Origin of the sequence: Actinomycetospora sp. CA-101289 (assembly GCF_050955895.1) — a bacterium.
Taxonomy (GTDB): domain Bacteria; phylum Actinomycetota; class Actinomycetes; order Mycobacteriales; family Pseudonocardiaceae; genus Actinomycetospora.
In genome coordinates, this window is sequence record NZ_CP192093.1 from 4,463,335 (window position 1) to 4,484,592 (window position 21,258).

Genomic DNA, 21,258 nt, shown 5'->3' on the forward strand with positions numbered 1-21,258 from the left:
CTCGATGGGCATGGCGGACCCGGACGGAGCATGGACGGGTCCTGGGACCGATCCAGCGCCCGGCCACTCGCGGGCGATGCGGTGCGGATAGCCGACGCTGCATCGTGGAGTCGTCGATGGGGCCGACGAGCTCGGACAGGGGCGTGGACTTTCCCGCAGCGGCTGCCTCGGCGAGGAGTCGCCCGGCGCCATGTTCGAGGACGGACGTCCTGTGAGCACGGGGAGCACGGTGCAGGGGTCAGGCGACTGATCGACCTCGGCTTCTTTCTGGTCCACATCACCGACCTCGCATCCGCAAGAGGCGGGTGCTCACGGACCTGGCTGGAGAGCTGGCCCTCCGGGGGAAGGCAGGCCCACCGTGGCCGACCCCCTAGGGTCGCCTCCCGCCGTCGACCGGCCGGCCGAACCTAGCGACCTCCATCCGGACATCGGACCATCCATGTGGACGAATATTGCTCCGATGGATACCGCTACGAAGAGCGACAGATCGAGTGCACTGCGCCGACAATTTTCGATCAATGACACCCGGAAATCCTACGCTTTACTGGTTCCATCGGGTGAGCCACCTTTCCCGTGACCGCTGAGATGAGGAAACTGGACGAAACTCGGCTTGGGGGGGAAATGCTGGGACCACGGGAGTTGCGCGCTTCGGTCGAGCCGGAACGCGTTCTGACCTCTCTCGCGGAAGCGCAGGAAGACTTGCGATCGGCCGGTTCTCCGCACGTCCATCAGCCCCTTACGGATATCCGTACTGCGAACCACCGGGGCCATGAGATCATCGTGCGCACTTCGTACGAGATCGAGGTCGACGGATCGCCCTTCGACGTGGCGCTCATCGTCGGCGACGACGGCCACGTGCACTACCACGGACTCCCCACCCAGAATTTCTCCTCCGCGATCGACCTCGTGCGCGCGGCCATCGACGTATTCGGCGCGGAAGACCTCGTCGGGGGCGGGCACGCCGGGCACGGCCACGGCGAGGACGACCACGGCGGGCACGCTGCCGGCCACGGGGCGGGGGCGTGACATGGGCGTTCGTCGCGAGATCATGTCGGACCCCGAGGCGCGGAAGGCCTTCGTCGACGGCGTCCTGGCGTTGAAGGAGGAGAACTCGGGCATCACGACGGCGCAGCTCGGGATCCCGGGCTCGGCGGACGCGGTCTCGACCTACGACCTGTTCATCGTCTGGCACCACCTGGCGATGGGCCGCATGACGCCGCCCGGACAGGCCGATCGGAACGCCGCGCACAGCGGCCCGGCCTTCCTGCCGTGGCACCGCCTGATGCTGCTGCTGTTGGAGATGCAGGTGCAGCGGGTGCTCGGGTCGCCCGACTTCGGTGTGCCCTATTGGGACTGGGCGGCGGACGGGGAGCTCGCGCCCGGGGAGCAGCCGCAGACCCCACTGTGGAGCGACGCCGGCATCGGGGGCAGCGGGGACACCGTGGGCGACGGCCCGTTCCGGGGCGGCGAGTTCGAGGTCCGTCTGGTGAGTGATGGGGTGGTCCGGCTGGTGAAGGCCGGCCGCCCGCTCACACGGCGGCTGGGCGTCTCCCCCATGGCACCGACGCTGCCCACCGTGGCCGACGTGGCCACGACCCTGGGTCTGGACGAGTACGACGCCTTCCCGTGGAACTCGTCGTCGGGCGAGTTCCGCAATGTGCTCGAGGGCTGGCCGAACGGGCCGAGCCTGCACAACCGGGTGCACGTCTGGATCGGTGGCGACATGGGGATCGCTTCCTCCCCGAACGACCCGGTGTTCTTCCTCAACCACGCGAACGTCGACCGGATATGGCAGGCGTGGATGCGTGATCACGGTGAGGAGTACCTCCCCGATTCAGCGGCCCCGACCACCCTGCTCGGACACCGCCGCGATGATCCGTTGTATTCGATCCTCATCTCGGAAGTGGTCACGCCCACGGACGTCCTCGACGTCGGCGCGTTCTACGCCTACGACGACCTTCCCTGACTCGGCGAGCGCCTCGCATCTTCCCGTCCAACGGAACAGGAATGGGTCAACCCATGCCCGACACCCTCAGCGGCTGGTTCATCGAGTCGTGCGACTGCGAATCGCTTTGCCCGTGCTGGATCGACGACGAACCCGACGACAACCACTGCACCGGACTCTTCGCGTGGGCCGTTCAGGAGGGGTCCCTCGGCGGCGTGGACGTCTCCGGCGCGCGGATCGCGAGCGTGTCCACCCACAACGGTCGGCGTCGCGCCCCTGAGGGTGGGCGCTATTCGATCCTGTTCATCGACATCGGATCCGTCGAGGACGGTGAGGCGGCCTTTCCGGCGCTGGAAGGCGCGTTCCGGGCTCCGGAGGGTGGGGTCCTGGCCGAGCTGGCCGAGGTCAACGGCGTCGTCCTCGCCGCGCGCGCGGCGCGTGTCGAGATCGAGGGCGAGCCCGGCGGGCCCTCGAACTGGTGCGTGCGGATCCACCCCGCGGCCCACGGCAACGGTGCCGCCCCCGCCGACGTCCGGGCACTCGAGGCGCACGGCGGCCTCCTGGCCTTCGACACCGACGACGCAGCCGGCGCCGGCGTCGCACCGCTGACCCTGAACCACACGGCGCTCGACAAGGAACTGGCCGTCGTCGGCGAGGGCGTGGAAGCGCTGGTCGCGTCCCGGTTCCGGGTCAACCTCCCGTCGCTGCCGGGCGGGTACGTGGACCGCTCGAACCGCTCCGGGATGCGCGGACTGTTCGACTACGGGCGACGGCGGCAGGCGGGGCAGCAGCCGCGCCGCGAGCCCGCGCACCCGGGTCGGTGACCGCCACGCCGACCCGGACAGGCGGGCCACGCGCCTCGACCCCGCGGGCGACACTCCTACTCGGCCTCGTCCTGGGCGTCGCCGCCCTCGCCTGGGTCGCGATGGTGCGGTTCCACGCCTCGGCGGGCGACCCCGGCGGCCACCACGCCCACGATCACGGAACGGCGGCGAGCCCGGCCAGCACATCGTTCCTCGCCCTCCTCGGCGGCTGGCTCGTGATGGTCCTCGCCATGATGCTGCCGACCGCGCTGCCCTTCCTGCGCATGCTCGCCGGCTTGGTCCGCCGCCGACCGCGGGCCCATCTCCTCGTGGCCGCCGGCGTCGGCGCGTACGTCGCCGTCTGGGTCGGCGTCGGGGCCGTCCTCGTCGGGGCGTCGGCCGGGATCGCTCGGGTGGCGGCGGCCGCGCCGTGGCTCCGCGACCGACCCCAGGTCCTCGCGGTCGGCGCACTGCTCCTGGCCGGGGCGTACCAGTTCTCCCCGCTGAAGAACGCGTGTCTGCGCGCGTGCCGCAGCCCCCGCAGCTTCGCGTTCGCTCACTGGCGCGGGGTCCACCCGCCGCTCGTCGAGAGCTCGCGCATGGGCACGGCCTACGGGCTGAGCTGCGTGGGGTGCTGCTGGGCGCTGATGGCACTCGGTGTCCTCGCCGGCGCCGCTGGCCTCGTCACGATGGCGGTGCTCACCCTCGTGATGGTCGGTGAGCGCCTCGCACGCCGCGGCCTGCGTCTCGTCCGCCCCGTTGGGGTCCTGCTGCTCGCCCTCGCCGTGCTCGTCGGCACCGGCGCCCTGCCCGCCGCCCCGTTCGTCTGACCGCACCGCCCCGGGAGGAACCATGGCCCTGCGCCGGTACAGCATCGTCGCCCTGCAGATGCCGATCGTCTACACGATCGACGGCGACCACGACCGCGACGGGCTGATGTTCGCGATGCGCGGCCACCTCCCGCTGCTCGAATGGCTGCGCGCGCGTTGGGAGGACGAGGACCGCTACCTCCCGCGACTGCAGCTGCGCCGCCAGCACATCCAGGTGCTCGTCGACGACCTCGACCACTACCTGCTCGTGCACGAGCGACTCGAGGCGATGGTCCAGGAGGCCGGTGGCGAGCGGCAGCGGCTGCTACGCGAACTCCGCGACTACGCAGGCGACTCGCGGGCGGAGCGCCCCGAGGACGATGCCCAGCGCCGGCGCCTCGATCCCGAGGTCGGCGCGATCGAGCACAACGTCCGGCACGTCGTCGACCAGATCGCCCTCCTGTTCGACATTCTCACTGACGGACGGCAGCGCAGCCTGCCCACCCGCCACGGGCGGATCGACGTCGCGGAGCTCGAACGGCGCCGGAAGGAGTGGCAGGTCGCCCTCGAGGACGCCCACGAGGGCATCGAGGCCTGGTTCCGCCGCGTCGAATCCGACCCCCGACGGCGCTACGACCGGGCTCGCCTCGCCCGGGAGACCGGGCTGACCCCGGAGCAGGTTGACCGGCTGCTCCTCAACGATCGGTGGCCGGCCGACGCCGCCGGGGTGGCCGCCGCCTTACGCGAGGGCCGGCCAGCGGCGAACCACTACACGCGCGTCGACCCGATGAAGCCCGTACCCCTGGTGCGGCCGCTGGTCCTCCGGGCGCACCAGGGCGACACGATCCGCCTCGAGTTCGAGAACCAGATCCGTGGGCGGGACGTCGGCGTCCATCTCCAGGGGGACGGCATCTCCACCGATGGGGCACGGGGCGTCGAGGTCGACGACGGCGCCGCGGTCGGCCGCAACCCGACGAGCCTCGTCCCCGCCGGAGAGCGACGTCGCTACCTCTGGCACGCCCACCGGGAAGGCGTCTGGGTCTTCAACGACCTCGGGGACCTGCGAGGCACCGAACGGGGCACGAACGCCCACGGGCTGTTCGGCGCGTTGATGGTCGAGCCCCCGGGCGTGCACTGGAAGGACCCGGAGACCGGCGACGACCTCACCTGGTCGCCCTTCGGCTCCGGTCCCGACGTCGACATCCACGTGCCCGGTGAGAAGCCGTACCCGACGATCGACCAGCGGGACGAGCCGGGCGCGGAGGAGTACGTCGACCTGAGCCGGCGACTCGTGAGCCACCGCGAGTTCACGGTGGTGTTCCACGACGAGCCCGAGGTCCACAGCGGCTTCCACGTCGGCGACGTCGAGCACACCGTGATGCCTCTGAACTACCGGGCGGAGCCCATGCCGAACCGGCTGCCCCACCGTATGCGGCGGCTCGTCGACGGTACGGCCGAGCAGCCGGCGGGAGGTGTCGAGAGGCAGGCGTTCCATCGGGAGCTCGACGCCCAGCTGGGCGAGGTCTTCCGGACCGCGCGCCGCGGGGACGACTGGCTCGAGTACGTCGCCGGCGAGGAGCAGCACCACAGCTCCTGGCTGTTTGGCGATCCGCAGACCCCGATTCCGCGGGCCTACCGCGGGGACCCCGCGCGCGTCCGCCTGATCCACGCCGGGGTCAAGGAGACCCACGTCTTCCATCTGCACGTCCACCAGTGGCGGGCGATCCAGGACCCGGACGACACCCCAGGGGTCGCGCGGGGGTCGCAGCTGCTTGACTCGATCACCATCGGTCCCCAGACCGCGGTGACGATCGAACCGCTCTACGGGTCCGGCAGCCGGCAGCACGCCTTCGGCGACATCATCTGGCACTGCCACCTCTATCCCCACTTCCACCACGGCATGTGGGGCCTGTGGCGGAGCTTCGACGTCGAGGTCGACGGCACGAGACCCCACCCCGACGGCTCCGTGTGCCACCCGCTACGCCCGCTGCCGCACCGCCCGCCCGAGCGCGGCCGCGTCGGTTTCCCGTGGTTCGTCGACGCCGTGTACCCGCAGAAGTCGCCACCGCCGCCGGCGCTCGACGAGGCACACGCCGTCGGTCGGCGACGTCTCGTGTACGAGGGCACGCTGGCCTCCGCCGACGAGCTCGCGGCGGTGCCGGCGACGGTGGCGGCGGACCCACAGCCGGGCGCCGTGTTCGTCGATCTCGACGGCGACGCTGCGCGGTGGAACAGCCGGGAGCCAACGCGACTGGTGCACTACGAGGTCACGGTCCGCTCCAAGTGCGTGCCCTACAACCGGTGGGGCTGGCGCGACGACCGCGGGCACTTCTACGAGGTCACCGCCGCCTCCGTCGACGACGTCCCGATCGATCTCCCGCAGCCCGACGGCGGCGAGCCGGTCACCCGCGCGCCCCTGTTCGCCCGGGCCAACCACGGCGACCTCGTCGAGCTCACCCTGACCAACGAGCTGGGTAGGGACCATGAAGGCGGGATCTTCCCGCCGGACGCCTTCGACCTCGCCCAGCTGCCGGTCGAGTGCGGCCTACACGTCCACCTGGTGAAGTTCGACGTCCTGGCGGCCGACGGCTCCTCGACGGGATGGAACTACCTGTCGGGCGCCAGCTGCCCCGCGCCGATGGAGGAGCTCGCCGGCCATGGCCTGGCGGCGAACACGAGCTTCCACCGCTGGGTGGTGGACGAGGAGTTCGGGCCATGCTTCTTCCACGACCACCTGCTGGCCAACTTCCGCCAGAAGCACGGACTGTTCGCCGCGCTGGTCGCCGAGCCCCGCGGGTCGCGCTGGGTCACGCCCGAGTCCTACGGCAGGGACCAGGAGACGACGGCGACGGTCGGTGTCGAGGCCGTCGTCCACGGCGACGGGACCACGCCGTTCCGCGAGGCGTGCCTGGCCGTCGGCGACTTCGTGCCCCTCACCGCCCCCGACGGCGAGGGCCGCCGGCCCCTCAACCCGCCCGGCACGCTCGGCGGGGACGACGACCCGGGCGCTATGGCCGTCAACTACCGCTGCGCGCCGCTGACCAAGCGGGGCGACGACCCCTCCCGCTGGTTCAGCAGCAGCCCCCACGACGACCCGGACGCCGGCGACGATGACGGTGACGAGCGCGTCGAACCGCTGCCGCCCGCGGCCGGCCGGCCGGAGGACCTCGAGCGGCGAGACCCGGACACCCCCGTCTTCCGGACCCATCCCGGCGAGCGCCTGCGCATCCGGCTGATCCAGGGCTCCCACGAGGAGCAGCACAGCTTCCTCGTCCACGGCATGCGATGGCGGCGGGACTGGCTCGAACGCTCGTCGACCCTTGTCGACCAGCAGACCCTCGGGATCTCCGAGGCGTTCACCCTTGAGGTGCCGGCACTCTCGCGTCCGGGTCAGCAGGTCCCCGACTCCTACGGGCCCGGCGACCACCTGTGGGCCTTCGCCGCGATGGACGATCTCTGGCTCGGCTGCTGGGGGTTGATCCGCTCCCTGCCGGCGAAACCGGGCGACAGCAGGAAGCCCCTGGCGCCGGAGCCGGCCGCCCGACCGCTCGGGCGGGACTTCCCGCCGCGGCCGGTGGCCCGCGACGACGGCACCTACGACCCGGAGAACCTCCGGCAGTACGTCGTGGTCGCCCGGCGCCACGAGCACCGCTACAGCGGCGACGCGCTCACCGACCCCTGGGGGCTGGTCTACGAGGAGGCCGAGGGCTCGGTGCCTGTGCCCGTGGACGAACCGGGTGGTCGTCGTGGTGACCGTCGCGCCCGCGGCGTGCACCACACCGGCGAGCCGCTCGTCCTCCGTGCCCGGGCCGGCGAGTGGGTCCGCGTGGTGCTCATCAACGAGCTCCTCCGACCCGAGGACGAGGTCGGCACCCGCCAGCAGCGCTTCGGCCCCGAGCCCTCACCTCCACCCCTTCCGCTCGACGAGAACGTCCGCGTCGTCAGCCCCCGGGTGTCCCTGCACCCGTCGCTGCTGCGGTATGACGTCATCAGCGACGACGGGGCCAACGTCGGCTTGAACCGCGACAGCACCGTGCCGCCGCTCCTGACCGATGGCGGCGACGAGCACGACGCGGCCCACGCCGACGAGCAGGGGCTGGTCGCCCACCGCCCCGACCACGCCGCCGACGGCGACCCGAACTGGCGCGAGTACTGGTGGTACGCGGACCCCGAGCTCGCCCGGGGCAGCCACCACCTGCAGGACATCGGCCAAGTTTGCTACCTGCAGGACATGGCCGACGTGCGCAACCACCGGCACCACGGCCTCGTGGGCGCTCTCGTCGTCGAGCCGCCCGGGGTCCGGGCCGTAGACCCCACCACCGGCGACGAGCGCTGGACCGGGACCCACGTCCACCTCCTAGACGGGGACGGCGCACGGGTCGCCGACGAGATGGTGCTCGTCGTCCAGGACGGGCTGCGCCTGTTCGTGGCCGGCAATCCGACCGCACCCCTACCCGACGTCGAGCCGGGCGACGACCCCGAGGACGCCGGCCAGAAGGGCATCAACTACCGCACCCACCTGATCCACCACGAGACCGGCATGGCCGTCGAGCATCCTCACACGCCCGTCTGGTCCGCCACGGTCGGCGACTCGCTCTGGTTGCGGCTCGTGTACGCCGCCGACAAACCGCGCAACCACACCTTCACGCTGCACGGCACGTCGTGGCCCCTCGCCCCGTGGCACCCCCGCAGCCCATGGATCGGATCGGCCTCCGGTCTCAGTACCGCGACCGTGCACGACATCGCGATCGAGGCCCGGCGGCCGGGAGACCACGCCTACCGCACGGGCGTCCTCAAGTGGGCCCTCGAACAGGGGCTGTGGGGCCTGCTGCGCATCGAGGGTCGTCCCGGCGCCGCTCCGGCAGCGCTGCAACGCGCAGCCGACGCCCTAGGCCTCGGCGGTATTGGTCATCAGGTCGCCGCTGCGCTGGAGGAGGTGCGCCGAAGGACCGGATTATGACGTCTGTGCTCCATCGGAGAGGTTGGTGCCACATGATGCAACCAGAAGCACGACAGTCCCGGCCAGCGGAGTTGCGGTCCGACGAAACTTCCAAAAAGAGTACGAGGCGTCTCGAGGGCCAGAGTGCGGCGTTCGTTATAGCCGAAGTCAACCGCTACTTAGCTTACAGTGAGACCCGGCTACACATCGCCCCGCTCGACCGGGTCGTCAAGAGTGGGCCACACATCTGCCTTATCAACTCTACGGACTACTGCAACTAACGGTACACGGTCTAGTCTAGCCCGTACGGGTGGTCACACTGTCCACATGGCACATACTTCCCCTTGACGGCATCACGCATCACACAAGTGAACAGACTTAGGGAGGTGAGCAGTGGCCAGAGGCCATTCGTCGCCGTTCGACTCGGCTAAATCCAGCACCGGCGGGCGCAGCCTTCTAGCAGGTCAGTGGTGGAGAAGGCCGCTAACTTGGGCCTTGCTGGCGGCCGTGTGCCTCGGCGCCCTCATAAGTTGTGGACGTCAAGCGCCAGATACACGCATAGCCACAGCGCAAACTCCGGAGCAGGGCCTGCCGAATGCAGATCCGGCTAGTAGGAAGCTGGAGCTCGAGTTGAGAAAACTCGAGCAGGAGACGAGTACGGCCGCTATCGCGCGAAGTTGGGTTCCAGCCGCTAGCGGCGCTGCAGCGCTGATCGCTGTCGGCTTCGGAGCATTTCAATACTTCCGCGACCGGCACCGAGACCGTGAGGTTAGGATTCAGGATCAATTCGCAACGGGCCTGAGTCAAGTAGCAAGTTTCGTCTTGGAGGACCGCAGGACCAGCGCGGGCCTTCTTGCTGCCTTAGAAAGCCTCCGTCAAGTCGTTGCGCTGCCCGACGCGCCGTCGCGTTCGACAGACAGAGTGTCCGAAGTGATCGGAAAGGAAAGCTTGAACGATATCGACTTCTGCGACCCAGAGCAGGTCCGCTTTGACCCGACATGCCTCGATGAGTGGCCCGACTACACAAGGTGGTTGCGCGATCATCCTAACGAGCAAACGTTCATCTTGTATCGGTATCAAGAGGCCGGACGAGAACTCGCCCGTCGGCATCCTGACTATTTCAGCAAAATCCGGCTCAGCCGAAACGGCGAGATCGTGGCTCCAGTCCAGATCCCCGACAAGGACTTCCTTCACTTTCAGCAGCTACTCCGGGGTTATCGGTCGCACTTCGAGAGTCAGCCACGAGACTCAAGAACAAGGAGCATCGAGCTGTTCGGTGAGGCAATAGGCAACCCGGATTTTGCGGAAGCGACATTTAGACGCAGTAACGTCGAAACGCATAGTAGTCTGACATAGCGCCGTTCTTGGGCCCGCAGCGGTTGCACGTTTGAAGGAAGGTAGTGTGGTGCAAGAATCATCCGGATCGCGGTGGCTTGTCCCCCTGCTAGATGCTTCCGTACAAGCGAGCTCTGCCGTGCAAGACGAGCCGTTAGCTTCACCGCGGGACGTCTCTGCGCGGGCTACGGCCCTGTTGCCGGCTCGGCCGTTCGTTCGTGGGCGAGTGCGTGAGATAGGGTTGCTCGCAAGGCGAACTTGCGCGAAGCGGCCCCGACCGGTCGCAGTCTTGGGCAGTCCAGGCATCGGGAAGAGCGCCGTGTGTATTGCCACTTTGCATCGGCCGACGGTCGTGAACAAGTACGGCGGGCGCCGGTACTTCATCTACTGCAACGCGGCCACCTCAGCTGTAGCTGTGACGAATGCTATCGCCAGTGCACTCGGCCTGTTCGCGGGCTCGACAAACGCGTTGCCTCAGGTGCTCGCGGAGCTGTCGAGAGCGCCGGCCGTACTCGTACTCGACAACGTGGAGACCCCCTGGGAGAGCGACGAACTCGGGACCGTCAATCTGCTTCTCGCTCTTTCGGCCGTACCAGGGCTTGCCCTAGTGAGTTCCATACGTGGTCACCACCGCCCGCGAGACGTCCCGTGGAACAGTTCGATTCGCGTCTCCCCGTTGCCAATCGAGCACGCAAAGAAGCTTTTTCTCGACGTAGCTGGGGACGAGTTGCGGGATGATCCTCATGTAGATGCTCTCCTTGAGATGCAGGACGGCGTCCCTCTCGCAATCAGGCTCCTTGGGACGCTTGCCGAAGGCCAGCCCAGCCTCGCCGGACTGTGGGCTGAGTGGATAGCTGGGCGAGAGACCAGTCGTAAGCTCGGGCTCAGCGATCTGACTTCCGCTGAGATGACATACGAAGTCTCCTTCGCCAGTCGGCGCACTGGCGCGGACGGTCGGCGACTACTTAGTCTCTTATCGATTCTGCCGAACGGCGTCGATTGGGCTGCGCTGGACGTGCTTCTGCCGAACAGAGGGATAGGTGCGGCGTCCAACCTTTGTAGGGTTGGGTTAGCATTCGACGAGCGACATCGACTAAGGGCACTTCAGCCAATTCGGAGTTACGTTCGACGGTCTCATCCGCCCTCTCTCGATGACGTACAGACGACCTCGAACTACTACCTGCGGCTCGGGGAGGAGCTTGGCCGCCAGGCCGGAGAGCCCGGAGGTGCGGATGCAATAGATCGCCTGGCCAATGAGATCGGCAACGTAAATACTTTGTTGAAGATGGGCTTCGACAGCCCGGACCCGACCCGGGCGATAGATGCCGCCGTCGCAATCAGCTCGTTCATTCGCTTCTCCGGCCTCGGCTCGACGCTCATGCTCGATGACGCACGCTCCTCCGCCGCACGCATCAACGACGCAGGACGAGAAGCGCATGCCCTCCTAGGCATAGGCGCCATCGCTTTCGTGCGCGCACAGTATGAAAGAGCCAATCGCAGCTACAGTGATGGGCGAATTCTATTTGAGTCACTCGACGACCAGATGGGCACAGCCGACTGCATCAAGGGCTTGGCTCACGTGGCGCGCGCAGAGGGAAAACTGGATCACGCGCGCGCGGCTTACCGTGAAGCCCGCGATATCTATGCTGAGATCAAGCACGGCGTCGGGATTGCCGATTCTGTAGCGGGCCTGGCGGACCTCGACTTCGACCAAGGGGACATGGCCTCCGCCGAGAGCAGGTATGCGGAGGCGCGTGCATATTATGAGGCGTCACATATGCGGGGCGTTGCAAACTGCCTGGCCGCATTGGGCGAGATTTCACTAAGGCGAGCACAGCACGACCTAGCCCACGAACGGTTTCTCAACGCCCGACCGCTCTACGCTCAAGTCGGGCACGTGCACGGCGTGGCAAAGTGCGAACTCGGGCTCGGCAGGGTTGCTTTCGCGCGAGGGAACTTCGAACAAGCCTTGTCGTTGTATGAGGCGGCCGAGGAGCTCTATCTACGTGTCGGAGCCAGACGCGAGCAAGCGGAAGCTATACTCGGTTACGCAGATGCGGTTGGTAGGTTGGGCCAGGGAGAGCGGTCGCGAGCTCATTATGAACGAGCATCCAGCGTACTGGCGACGGTGTCGACCTCCAGTCAGCCGTAGTAAGTCGCCCGCTGCGGGAGCCACGGTTGGCTCGCTGGTCGCGGGGTTCGGGGATGGTGTGGGCGATGCTGCGGCGGCGCGGCACCCGCTATTGCCTCGTGAGCTGTCGCTCTTGTCGCCCAACAGTAGCCCGGGCGAGTCCGTGGCCGGCCCGGTCCGGCGGGAGCGACCCGTAGCCCGGGCACGAGCTCGGGGAACGTCGGGCAGTCGTTGATGTTGCCCGCGCTTGTTGGTCAGCCCACCGCGAGAACGGCCGATGGCGTGGTCGTCGGGCTCGGCCCAGCAAGCCCCCTCCCCCGAGAACCCGCCTGGCAACCGGTTCGGATCTAGCGCTGGCCGCCCGTGTCGGGCCCAGGCTCGCCGTGGACGTGCTCCACAGCCGCAGCGGTCGTGCCATGCCGTGCCGGTCTCAGACATGCCCCGACGGCGAGGGCTTCGAAGGCATCAGCGGCGGTTGAGTCCCAGGGGGGCGGTCGGCGAGCTCCTCGCTGGCAATCGGATCGGCGTCGAGGGCGGCGGCGATGAGCCGACCCACGTAGCCGCGACACCGCGCGGCGCTGGAGCTGCGGGCGCTGCACCCGCCGGCCGGGCACCCGTCCGTGTGTAAATGAGGGCGGACTCGGCGCTTCCAGTACGGGTACACAGAGAGAACGGACCGTCGCAGCGTACTTTCTTGAGCCCAGCTTCTGGCGTGCTCTGCTACACGCCGCTCATCTTTGGCAGGACTAGAGCCAACCCCCCGCCTCTCCCCTGACCGAGTCATCGGCCCCGGCCACGATGGCTCCCCTGCACGCAGGGAGACGTCCGCCCCACAGAGATCTCGCCCCGCCATGGTTGAACAAGATCGCGCAGGCCGACCGCTTAGGTGTCCGCTTACGTCACACCACAGCTTCACTCGACGGTCCATCGCAAATGATCGACACTCGTCCACACGGTTGCTGACCAGCACAAACGAGCACCACACATCACCCGGATCAACGTGACTCCCGTCCACTGGGTTCGGGGTTCGAGTCCCTGACGGCGCACTCTTCCCGCAGGTCAGCGACTCGGCGAGCGATCTTCAGGCTGATCCCACCTCGGGTCACCGGCCGCTTACTACCTCTGCTCACCCGCACGGGAAAGATCGTCCAGGGCCGAACCCGCCGACCGAACTCCCCCACCAGGACGACGGCCGCGGCCCGGACTCATCCTCGGTCCCCCCGCTGCGCACTGTCGTGTCCCCGCTCGCTCCGTCCTCGGGTCGGACGTGGCCGGGCCCCCGCGCCGTGCGAGGGAGGACGCGTCCCAACGTCGCCGGATCTCATCGGCCCGCCCGATCTCGGTGTCGATTGCGGTGAGGACAGGGTGACCTCCTGCGCCCACGCCGCGTTCCGTGCCGACAGCGAGGCCGCGTCGTCGGCCGGCCTCCGGTGGCCCGGCCGACCTCGTGTGGAGCACGGCCCCATCCGCAAACGCCCAGACCGCGAGCGCGCCGGCGGCGACCACATGGCGCGACGAGGGGCTCGAGGCGAGGCCTTGTCGATCGGGTCCGACGGGCGGACCCGTCGACGCTCTCCGGTAGGTACCGCGCCAACCCGGCATCTCGTGCCGACCACGATGAGCAGGCATGCCCTGTCGGACCTTCCCCGGATCAGACGGCGGCGTCACCTACCCCTCAGCTCCGCGGCGGGGAAGTCCGCAGACGAATCTCGAACGGCTTCTTCAAATCACGAAAACATCACGGCACCTGCATGAACGCGCACTCGGCAATCGGCTGTAGGTCCGCGCACTCCGCGCCGCGGTGATCCGGACATCGATGAGGCGGATCGTCGCGACCGAGGCCGGGGATCACCTCGAGCCGCGGCGCGTTCAGCACGTCCGGACAACCGGTCGTCGTCTACCGCGTGGGCACCGAGGGCGAGACCGGCGCCGCCGGGCACGATGTGCGCGGTGGCGACCACGACGGGCACGGACGGACAGTGCGGTCCGGCCGGGTGGCGCCGGACCGCGCTCGCCGGCAGCGCGGGCATCGGCGCGGCCCTGGTCGTCGTCCTCACGCTCGGCCTGCCCACGGGTCGGACGTTCGGGGTGGAGGACAACGGCGACGGCTACCGACTCTACTGCGGTATCGGACTGATCCCGCGCACTGTCGACCGGCTCGCCGCATGGAAGGCCGGTGTCGTCACGAACTTCACGGTAGGCACGCCGAGCTGCGGCGCGTCGACGCCCTCGTCGGCGGGACTGGTGCTGCGGGCCGCCGGCCTGGGCGGCGACGGCTCGCTGGAGCTCGACAGCGTGGGCTGGTGGTACGCGGCGCTCGTCGGGCTGGTGGTGGCCGCCGCGGCGTGGGCGGCCTCGGCCTCGGGACCGTGGCGCGCGGCGGTGCTGGTCGTGCCGGTCGCACCGCTCGCACTCCCCCTCTTGACGCGGTTCTTCGTCTCCACCTACGCCGAGCCGGCCGGGCTGCTGGGCACCCTCGCGCTGGCGTGCGGCGTCGCCGCGCTGATGGTCACCGGGCCCGAGCAGCGCGGCGCGCGCACCACGGCGCTGATCCTGGTCGCGCTCGGGGGTGGTGTCGCCGCGACGGCGAAGGTGGCCTACCTGCCGGTGCTCGTCGTCGCCGTGGGGGTGTGCGCGGTGACCGCGGTGGGCCGATCCCGGCCACGGCGGGTCGGGCCCGTGATCGCCGGGGTGACAGCACTGGCGGTCATCGTGCCCATCGGCGCCGCGGCTGGCTTCCAGGACTCGGTCTACGAGGGCGCGAACGTCCACGACATCGTGTTCACCCTCGCGCTGCCCGAGTTCGGACCCGACGCCACCGCCGAGCTCGGCCTGCCTCCGGAGGCCGCCGCCTTCGCCGGCAACGGGTACTTCAACGGACCGCCGCATCCGACCGGGGGCTGGTGGAGCCGGGCGATCCGCGACGAGCCCGACGTCACCCGCTCCGCCGCCTACGCGGCGCTGGTCCGTCATCCCGGCGTCCTGCTCCGCGCGGTGGGCGTGGGCCTGCAGGCCACGATGCGCGCCGACCTGCCGTACCTTGCGTCGGGTCCGGCCGACCCCGCCCGGCCCTCCCCACCCGGGGGCGACCCCGGTTGGTCTGGAGCCCGGCAGCCCGACCTCCGCACGGTCCTCGACGCAGGCCCGCACCCGCCGTGGTATCCCACCGCACTCGTGGCGTTCGCCCTCGTCGCGGCGGCGAGCTCCGTGGCCTGGCGACACCGGGCGCCCGCGGTCGCGCGCTGGTGCCTCGCCGCCGGACTGGGCGCGGTGACGGCCCTCGGACTCGTCGCACTCGCCGTGCTGGGGGACGGCTACTTCGAGGTGTTCAAGCACGTGTGGCTCGCGGCGTACGTGCTCGTCCTGACCGGGCTGTGCCTGCTCGGGGCGGTCGCCGCGGGGGTCGGGCACCTAGGTCGGGCCCGCGGGATCGTCGGTCGTCGCCCGGGTGTGTGGGCACCTGCTGCGCACGCCGACCTCGCCGATCTCCCGCCCGCACCGCCACGGGGTCCCGCTCGTGCGACGGCTCGCCGGTGATGGCGACGGGCTGGGCACGTCGACGGGGATGGTTCGTCGGGGGCTGGGCCGGGCGCCTCGCGCGTCCCGCTCCTGCACAGCTCGCCCTGCTCCTCGCCGTGGTCTCGTGGCACACCGCGACGAACCTCGGCGGAACGGCCGCCGCCGTGGGCTACGGCATCGTCGTGACGGCGTCGATGTCGGTGCTCGTGCCGTGGGGGACCGACCTGCTCCAGCGCGCCCCCACCTGGGTCCTCCCGGCACTGGCCGCCGGCTGCGTCGCCCTGCTCGTCGTGGCGTTCGTGATGGGCCTCCCTGACGCATACGGCTTCGCCCTGGGCGTCGGCAGCGATCGGGCCAATGCGCTCGACGTCGCGCTCGCCCAGCTCGCCGACGGTCGCTACCCGTACACCGCCACGACTTACGTGGGGAACCCGATCACACCGCTGCCGGGGGCGCTCCTCCTGGCCGCCCCGTTCTGGTGGGTCGCCGGAACCGCCGCGTGGCAGAACCTCGCGTGGGTCTTCCTCCTGCTCCCGGTGCTGAACGGGGGCTGGCGACTACGTTCCCGACCGACGGTGCTGTGGGCGCTGACCGCCCTTGGTGGGCTCGAGGTGCTGCGGGAGTTCGTCATTGGCGACGACCTGGTGTCGAGCGCGATCCCGGCGGTCGCCGCGGTCGCATGGACCCTGCGCGCCGCGAGGGGACGGGCCACGTGGGTGCTCGCGGGGGCCTCGATCCTCCTGGGGGTGGCGACGTGCACGCGGCCGCACATGCTGCTGGTCGTCGTGATCGCGGTCGCGGCCGTCGGGATGGCGGCGGGCGCGCGGCGGGCCCTCCTGGTGGGCGTCGGCGCGACTCTGGTGTGGGTCGCCCTGGTCGTCCCGTTTCTGCGCGGCGGCGTCGCCCGCTTCTCGCCGTTGCACACCGTCGCGAAGGTGACCGGGGACCGGGCACTCACGGTCGGGATGATCGCGATCGCGCTCGGCGCGACCGCGCTCGTGGTCGTGGTGCTGGCGGTGACCCGGCCGTCCGGCGCCACGGGCGTCGGCTGGCTGTGCGCGGCTGCGCTGTTCGCGCCCTCGGTGCTGTCCCTTGTCCAACGGCTGCTCGTCGGTCCGTCGGCCGAGCTGGACCTCACCCTGGGGGCAGCAGCCGTGCCGTTCGCGGTGTGGGCGACGGCCTCGCCGCTGCTCAGGCCTCCGTCGGCTCGACCGGCATCCCCCAGAGCTGGTCGCACGGTATCGGCCTCGCGACCGATGGCGGCGGCACCCGCCGACTCCGAGCCACGTGCCGATGACTTCCGCCGCAGACGGGGGTCTACCAACTGACCACACGTCGACACGGGACGAGAGGCCGCGGACGATGAACGAGCTGACGCGTCGATCGCGGCGTTGTGCGCGATGCGGTAGAGCCACGTGGCGACGGCGGCAGCGCCCCGGTAGCTCGCGGCGCTGGTCGCGACCTTGATCCTCGCGGACTGCACCGCGTCGTCGACCTCTCCCCCGGCGGCCACGACTCGTCGGGCCGTGCCGATCATCACGTCCTGGTGCCGGGTGGCCAGGACGGCGAGCGCCGCGCGGTCCCCGTGCTCGATGTCGGCGCGCCAGCAGGTCCCGGTCGTCACGGTCGTCGTCGTGTGGCAGGTGTCCCCACTGCGCCCAGCTGCTCAACGCCCCGAGCGCGCCCCTCGTCCGCCCCGACGTCGTGGCCTCCCCGCAGGCGGTCCAGCCGCGGCGCCCGGCACGGCGCAGCGGCCGGCACGGCGCAGCCGACCCCGCCCCGCCAGCGCGCCGGTCGAGGTTCCGCGACCGCACGCTGCTCCCCGGCGTAGAGATCACCACCGCTGCGTGCGGGCGGTGGTCGTCGAAGGCGTCGGGAACGTGCAGGTGGGCGGCCAGGTCGATCCGCTCCTTGGGATCGACGACGGGATCACCGTCGACATCAGGGCTCCTCGGTCTGGAGGTGCGCCGGCTCGCCGTGCTGGGACCAGGTGGCGGAGGGAGCCCCGATGACCGAGAGCAGCTGTAGCTTCTCGTGGCTCTCGCTGCCAGGGACGGCGGTGTACACCAGCAGGAGGTGGGACTGCTCGGGGTCGAGCAAGGTCTGGCAGTGCAGCTCCAGCGCGCCGATCTCGGGGTGGACGAGGCGCTTGAGGCCGTCCGGGCGGACGCCGATCTCGTGGGTCTCCCACAGCGTGCGGAACTCCTCGCTCTGCGGCAGGAGCAGCCCGGCGAGGTGCGCGGCCCGGGAGCCGGGGCCCCGCAGCGCGACGATCGCTCGCAGGCCGGAGACGTAGCGCCGGGAGAGCAGCGAGTGGTCCTCGGGCGGGAAGAGGTCCCGGCTGGCGGGGTCGGTGAACCAGCGGTAGCCGATGCTGCGCGCGGGGCCGGTGTGGCGGGTGGTGTCGCCGGTGAGCGCGACGCCCAGCGGGCTCTGGCGCAGCGTCTCCCCCAGCTCGGTCACGATCTCGGCCGGGGTGTCGGCGAGCCGATCGAGGATGCGCAGCAGGCCTGGGCTGATGTGCTCGCTGGCCGCGCCGCGGGCGGGCGGGTGCTGCCCGGCCAGCCGGAACAGGTGGTCGCGCTCGTCGAGCGAGAGATGCAGCCCCTGGGCGACCGAGGCGATCATCTGCTCCGAGGGCTGCGGGCCGCGCTCGCGCTCGAGGCGCGCGTAGTAGTCGGTCGACATGTGGCACAGTGCCGCGACCTCCTCGCGGCGCAGCCCGCTCGTCCGGCGGCGCTGACCGCGCGGCAGGCCCACGTCCTCGGGCTGCAGCGCCTCGCGACGTCGCCGCAGGAACGCCGCCAGCCCGGCTCGGTCGATCATGGTTCAGCCTCTCCTCGGTGCTGCCCTCGTTCCTACCGGTGTCGTGCACCGCGCAGCCACGGACTGTCGATCCACCCCACAGGCGAACGAAGGGGGGTCCGCTCAGCCACGGATCGGCAGGCCGTGGTTGTTCGCCCACCAACCCGCGAACGTCATCGGCACACAGCCACCGACCCGCGGAGCTCCCCGTGCCGAACGACCTCAGCCCCACCGCGTCACTCGACCCCACCGTGCCCGTCCCGCTCGACCGCTCGACGGACCGCCCCGCCGACGAGCCGGCCGGCGGTGAGGAGGCGACAACGCTCTCGGCGGCGATGCGCGGCAGCCTGGCCCGCTCCGGGGGCGTCACGGGGATCCTCGTCGCCGCCGCACCCGCCATCGCCTTCGTCGTCGCCGACGCCGCCGGCGGACTGACCTGGGCGTTCATCGCCCTCGCCGTCGCTGCTCCCGCGGCCTTCGGTGTGCAGCTGGTCCGCCGGGAGCCGCTGCGGGGCGCGCTTGTCGGCCTGGCCGTGGCCGGTGTCTGCGCCGGTATCGCCGCGTTCTCCGGCGAGGCCCGGGCGTTCTTCCTGCTCCCCACCCTGATCCCCGCCGCGCTGGGGGTGCTGTTCCTGGGCTCGGTGCTCGTGCGCCGGCCGGTGACCGGGATGCTGTTCAACCGCGTGGTCGGCGGCCCCGCCGACTGGCGCGAGCACCCCCGGCTGCTGCGCATCTACACCCTCACCACGCTGGCCGGCGTCGCGCTCCACGCGGTCAACCTCGTCCTGCGGGGCGTGGCCTACCTCGCGAACCAACCCGCGGTCCTGGCCGCCCTCGGCGTCGCCGCCGCACCGGTGTTCGCCGCCCTCGCCGCGGTCACCGTCGTCGCCGCCCGCCGCGCGATCACGACCAGCGCCCCCGCCGTCGCCTGACCCCCGTCGCCTGACCTCCGCCGCTCGATCGCCGGCCCCAGACCCGAACACCTCACCCCAGGAGCAACCATGTCCCACACCCCTGACATCGCCGTCCCCGACCTCACCGGCAAGCGCGCCGTGATCACCGGCGCCAGCGACGGCATCGGGCTCAGGATTGCCACCCGGCTCGCCGCAGCCGGCGCCGAGGTCGTCCTGCCCGTCCGCAACCCCCGCAAGGGCCAGGCCGCGATCGCGGCGATCCGCGAGCAGACCCCCGGCGCGACCGTGTCGCTGCGTGAACTCGACCTGTCCAGCCTCGCCTCCGTCGCCACACTCGGCGCCACCCTGCGCGACGAAGGCCGCCCGATCCACCTCCTGATCAACAACGCCGGCGTCATGACCCCACCCGAGCGCAAGACCACCGTGGATGGTTTCGAGCTGCAGTTCGGCACCAACCACCTCGGCCACGTCGCCCTCGTCGCGCACCTGCTGCCGCTGCTGCGCGCGGGCCGCGCGCGAGTGACCTCCCAGCTCAGCGTCGCCGCGCGCAGCGGGCGCATCAACTGGGACGACCTGCAGTGGCAGAACTCCTACGCCGGCGGGATGGCCGCGTACTCCCAATCGAAGATCGCGCTCGGGCTGTTCACCCTCGAGCTCGACCGGCGCAGCCACGCCGAGGGCTGGGGCATCACCAGCAACATCTCCCACCCGGGGATCGCCCCGACCAGCCTGCTCGCCCCCCGCGCCGAGCTCGGACGCGACCAGCCGACCCGGGGACGGCGGTTCATCGGTGCCCTGTCCGCCCGCGGCATCCTGGTCGGAACCCCCGACAGCGCCGGACTCCCCGCCCTCTACGCCGCGGCCTCTCCGCAGGCCCGCGGTGGGCACTTCTACGGGCCCGGCGGTCTCGGCAACTTCGGCGGCGCCCCCGCCGAGCAGCGCCTCTACCGCCCGCTGCGCAGCACCGACGACGCCGCACGCATCTGGCAGGTCTCCGAGGAGCTCGCTGGCGTCCCCGTCGGCAGCGCCGCCCCCACCGCGGCCGACGACGCGCCCGCGCCTCGCGGCGTCCGACAGCACTGAGCCTCGCACCGAGCCGCGCGCGACGCCTCGAGATTGGAGGCGTCGCGCGCGAGCCGGAGGTCGCCCCGCACGGCGCCATCGCCGGCGACGACCCCACCCCTCGTCAGCAGCGGCGGAGGGCGTTCGTCCTCACCTTCACCAACACCGAAACAGGAGAACCATCGTGGGAACCCACCGCATCGCCCTGGTCACCGGAGCCAACCAGGGCATGGGCAAGCAACTCGCCACAGAGCTGGTCTCCGACGGGACCACTGTGTTCGTCGGGGCCCGCAACCTTGATCGTGGCGAGGCAGCGGCCGCCGAGATCGGCGACGGTGCCACCGCGCTCCACCTCGACGTCACCGATGCGACCTCGATCCGCGGCGGCCGCCCAACGCATCCGTGAGGACGCTGGCCGGCTCGACCTCCTCGTCAACAACGCGGGCGCCGCCACGATCGGCACCGACGTCCGCGACCTGGCCGAGTTCCGCGCCGTCTCGAAGGCGAGCACGGTGCCCCTCGAGGAGGTGCGGGCCGTCTGGGAGGTCAACGTCTTCGGGCCCCTGGCGGTGTACCAGGCCATGCTGCCGCTGCTCCGCGCATCGTCGGACGCGCGAATCGTGAACGTGACCAGCGCCCTCGGCTCCCTGGCCACGGTCGCTGACCCGGCCTCCGTCTACCACTGGACGTTCGACCCGACCTACGCCGCATCGAAGGCCGCGCTGAACGCCCTCACGCTGTCGATGATGATCGAGCTGGAAGCCAGCGACATCAAGGTCAACCTGGTCTCGCCAGGCTTCGCGAACACCGCGCTGGTCAACTTCGAGGGGACGGACACGGTCGAGGACGCGATCCGTGAAGTGGTGCGGGTCGCCCGGTTCGGACCGCACGAGCCGTCCGGCACCTTCACGAGCTGGGAGGGCGCAGTCCTTCCGTGGTAACACTCGGCGCGGGTGGGAGACTCATGACCTCAGGAACGACCTTCCGAGCCGAAGA

13 protein-coding genes and 1 pseudogene are annotated in these 21,258 nt (G+C 70.4%); 12 read left to right on the forward strand and 2 right to left on the reverse strand.

What is annotated here, in order from left to right; all coding sequences use genetic code 11:
* The first annotated feature begins 573 nt into the window (after positions 1-573).
* The 8 genes from ACQPX6_RS22265 (at position 574) to ACQPX6_RS22300 (ending at position 16,809) form a co-directional block, all read left to right on the forward strand.
* The gene (locus ACQPX6_RS22265; protein WP_433782585.1) at positions 574-1,026 is read left to right on the forward strand and encodes a hypothetical protein; all 453 of its coding nucleotides are present in this window, start codon (positions 574-576) and stop codon (positions 1,024-1,026) included.
* A gap of 1 nt (position 1,027) precedes the next feature.
* Positions 1,028-1,966 carry a tyrosinase family protein gene (locus ACQPX6_RS22270; protein ID WP_433782586.1) on the forward strand — a complete coding sequence of 313 codons (939 nt, stop codon included), beginning with the start codon at positions 1,028-1,030 and terminating at the stop codon, positions 1,964-1,966.
* 53 nt (positions 1,967-2,019) lie between these two features.
* On the forward strand, positions 2,020-2,769 hold the full coding sequence (locus ACQPX6_RS22275) for a DUF1326 domain-containing protein (protein ID WP_433782587.1): 750 nt from the start codon (positions 2,020-2,022) through the stop codon (positions 2,767-2,769).
* Entirely contained in the window at positions 2,766-3,578 is an 813-nt protein-coding gene (locus ACQPX6_RS22280) for a DUF2182 domain-containing protein (RefSeq protein ID WP_433782588.1), read from the forward strand. Before ACQPX6_RS22275 ends, ACQPX6_RS22280 begins: the two co-directional genes overlap by 4 nt.
* Before the next feature lie 22 nt (positions 3,579-3,600).
* Complete coding sequence (locus ACQPX6_RS22285) at positions 3,601-8,517, forward strand: multicopper oxidase domain-containing protein (RefSeq protein ID WP_433782589.1); 4,917 nt, start codon at positions 3,601-3,603, stop codon at positions 8,515-8,517.
* A 1,666-nt stretch (positions 8,518-10,183) separates the two neighbouring features.
* Positions 10,184-11,983 (forward strand): tetratricopeptide repeat protein, encoded by a 1,800-nt coding sequence (locus ACQPX6_RS22290; RefSeq protein WP_433782590.1) that lies wholly within the window; start codon positions 10,184-10,186, stop codon positions 11,981-11,983.
* 1,929 nt (positions 11,984-13,912) lie between these two features.
* Complete coding sequence (locus tag ACQPX6_RS22295; protein WP_433782591.1) at positions 13,913-15,499, forward strand: hypothetical protein; 1,587 nt, start codon at positions 13,913-13,915, stop codon at positions 15,497-15,499.
* On the forward strand, positions 15,499-16,809 hold the full coding sequence (locus ACQPX6_RS22300; protein WP_433788421.1) for a hypothetical protein: 1,311 nt from the start codon (positions 15,499-15,501) through the stop codon (positions 16,807-16,809). The genes ACQPX6_RS22295 and ACQPX6_RS22300 overlap by 1 nt, the downstream gene beginning before the upstream one ends.
* Before the next feature lie 50 nt (positions 16,810-16,859).
* On the opposite strand, the pseudogene ACQPX6_RS22305 reads toward ACQPX6_RS22300, so the two are convergent.
* A pseudogene (locus tag ACQPX6_RS22305) lies at positions 16,860-17,105 on the reverse strand (RNA polymerase sigma factor); the annotation flags it as partial.
* A gap of 317 nt (positions 17,106-17,422) precedes the next feature.
* Positions 17,423-18,307, reverse strand: a complete 885-nt coding sequence (locus ACQPX6_RS22310; RefSeq protein ID WP_433782592.1) for a helix-turn-helix transcriptional regulator — start codon at positions 18,305-18,307, stop codon at positions 17,423-17,425.
* 188 nt (positions 18,308-18,495) lie between these two features.
* Here ACQPX6_RS22310 and ACQPX6_RS22315 point away from each other — a divergent pair, with 188 nt between their 5' ends.
* The 4 genes from ACQPX6_RS22315 to ACQPX6_RS22330 all read left to right on the forward strand — a co-directional run bounded on the left by ACQPX6_RS22315 (position 18,496) and on the right by ACQPX6_RS22330 (position 21,203).
* Positions 18,496-19,218: a DUF3159 domain-containing protein gene (locus tag ACQPX6_RS22315; RefSeq protein WP_433782593.1), complete on the forward strand. Its 723-nt coding sequence runs from the start codon at positions 18,496-18,498 to the stop codon at positions 19,216-19,218.
* A gap of 69 nt (positions 19,219-19,287) precedes the next feature.
* On the forward strand, positions 19,288-20,283 hold the full coding sequence (locus ACQPX6_RS22320) for an SDR family oxidoreductase (RefSeq protein ID WP_433782594.1): 996 nt from the start codon (positions 19,288-19,290) through the stop codon (positions 20,281-20,283).
* A gap of 163 nt (positions 20,284-20,446) precedes the next feature.
* Positions 20,447-20,668, forward strand: coding sequence for an SDR family NAD(P)-dependent oxidoreductase (locus tag ACQPX6_RS22325; RefSeq protein WP_433782595.1), 222 nt, complete (start codon positions 20,447-20,449; stop codon positions 20,666-20,668).
* Positions 20,628-21,203, forward strand: a complete 576-nt coding sequence (locus ACQPX6_RS22330) for an SDR family NAD(P)-dependent oxidoreductase (RefSeq protein WP_433782596.1) — start codon at positions 20,628-20,630, stop codon at positions 21,201-21,203. The genes ACQPX6_RS22325 and ACQPX6_RS22330 overlap by 41 nt, the downstream gene beginning before the upstream one ends.
* The last annotated feature ends 55 nt before the right edge of the window (positions 21,204-21,258 follow it).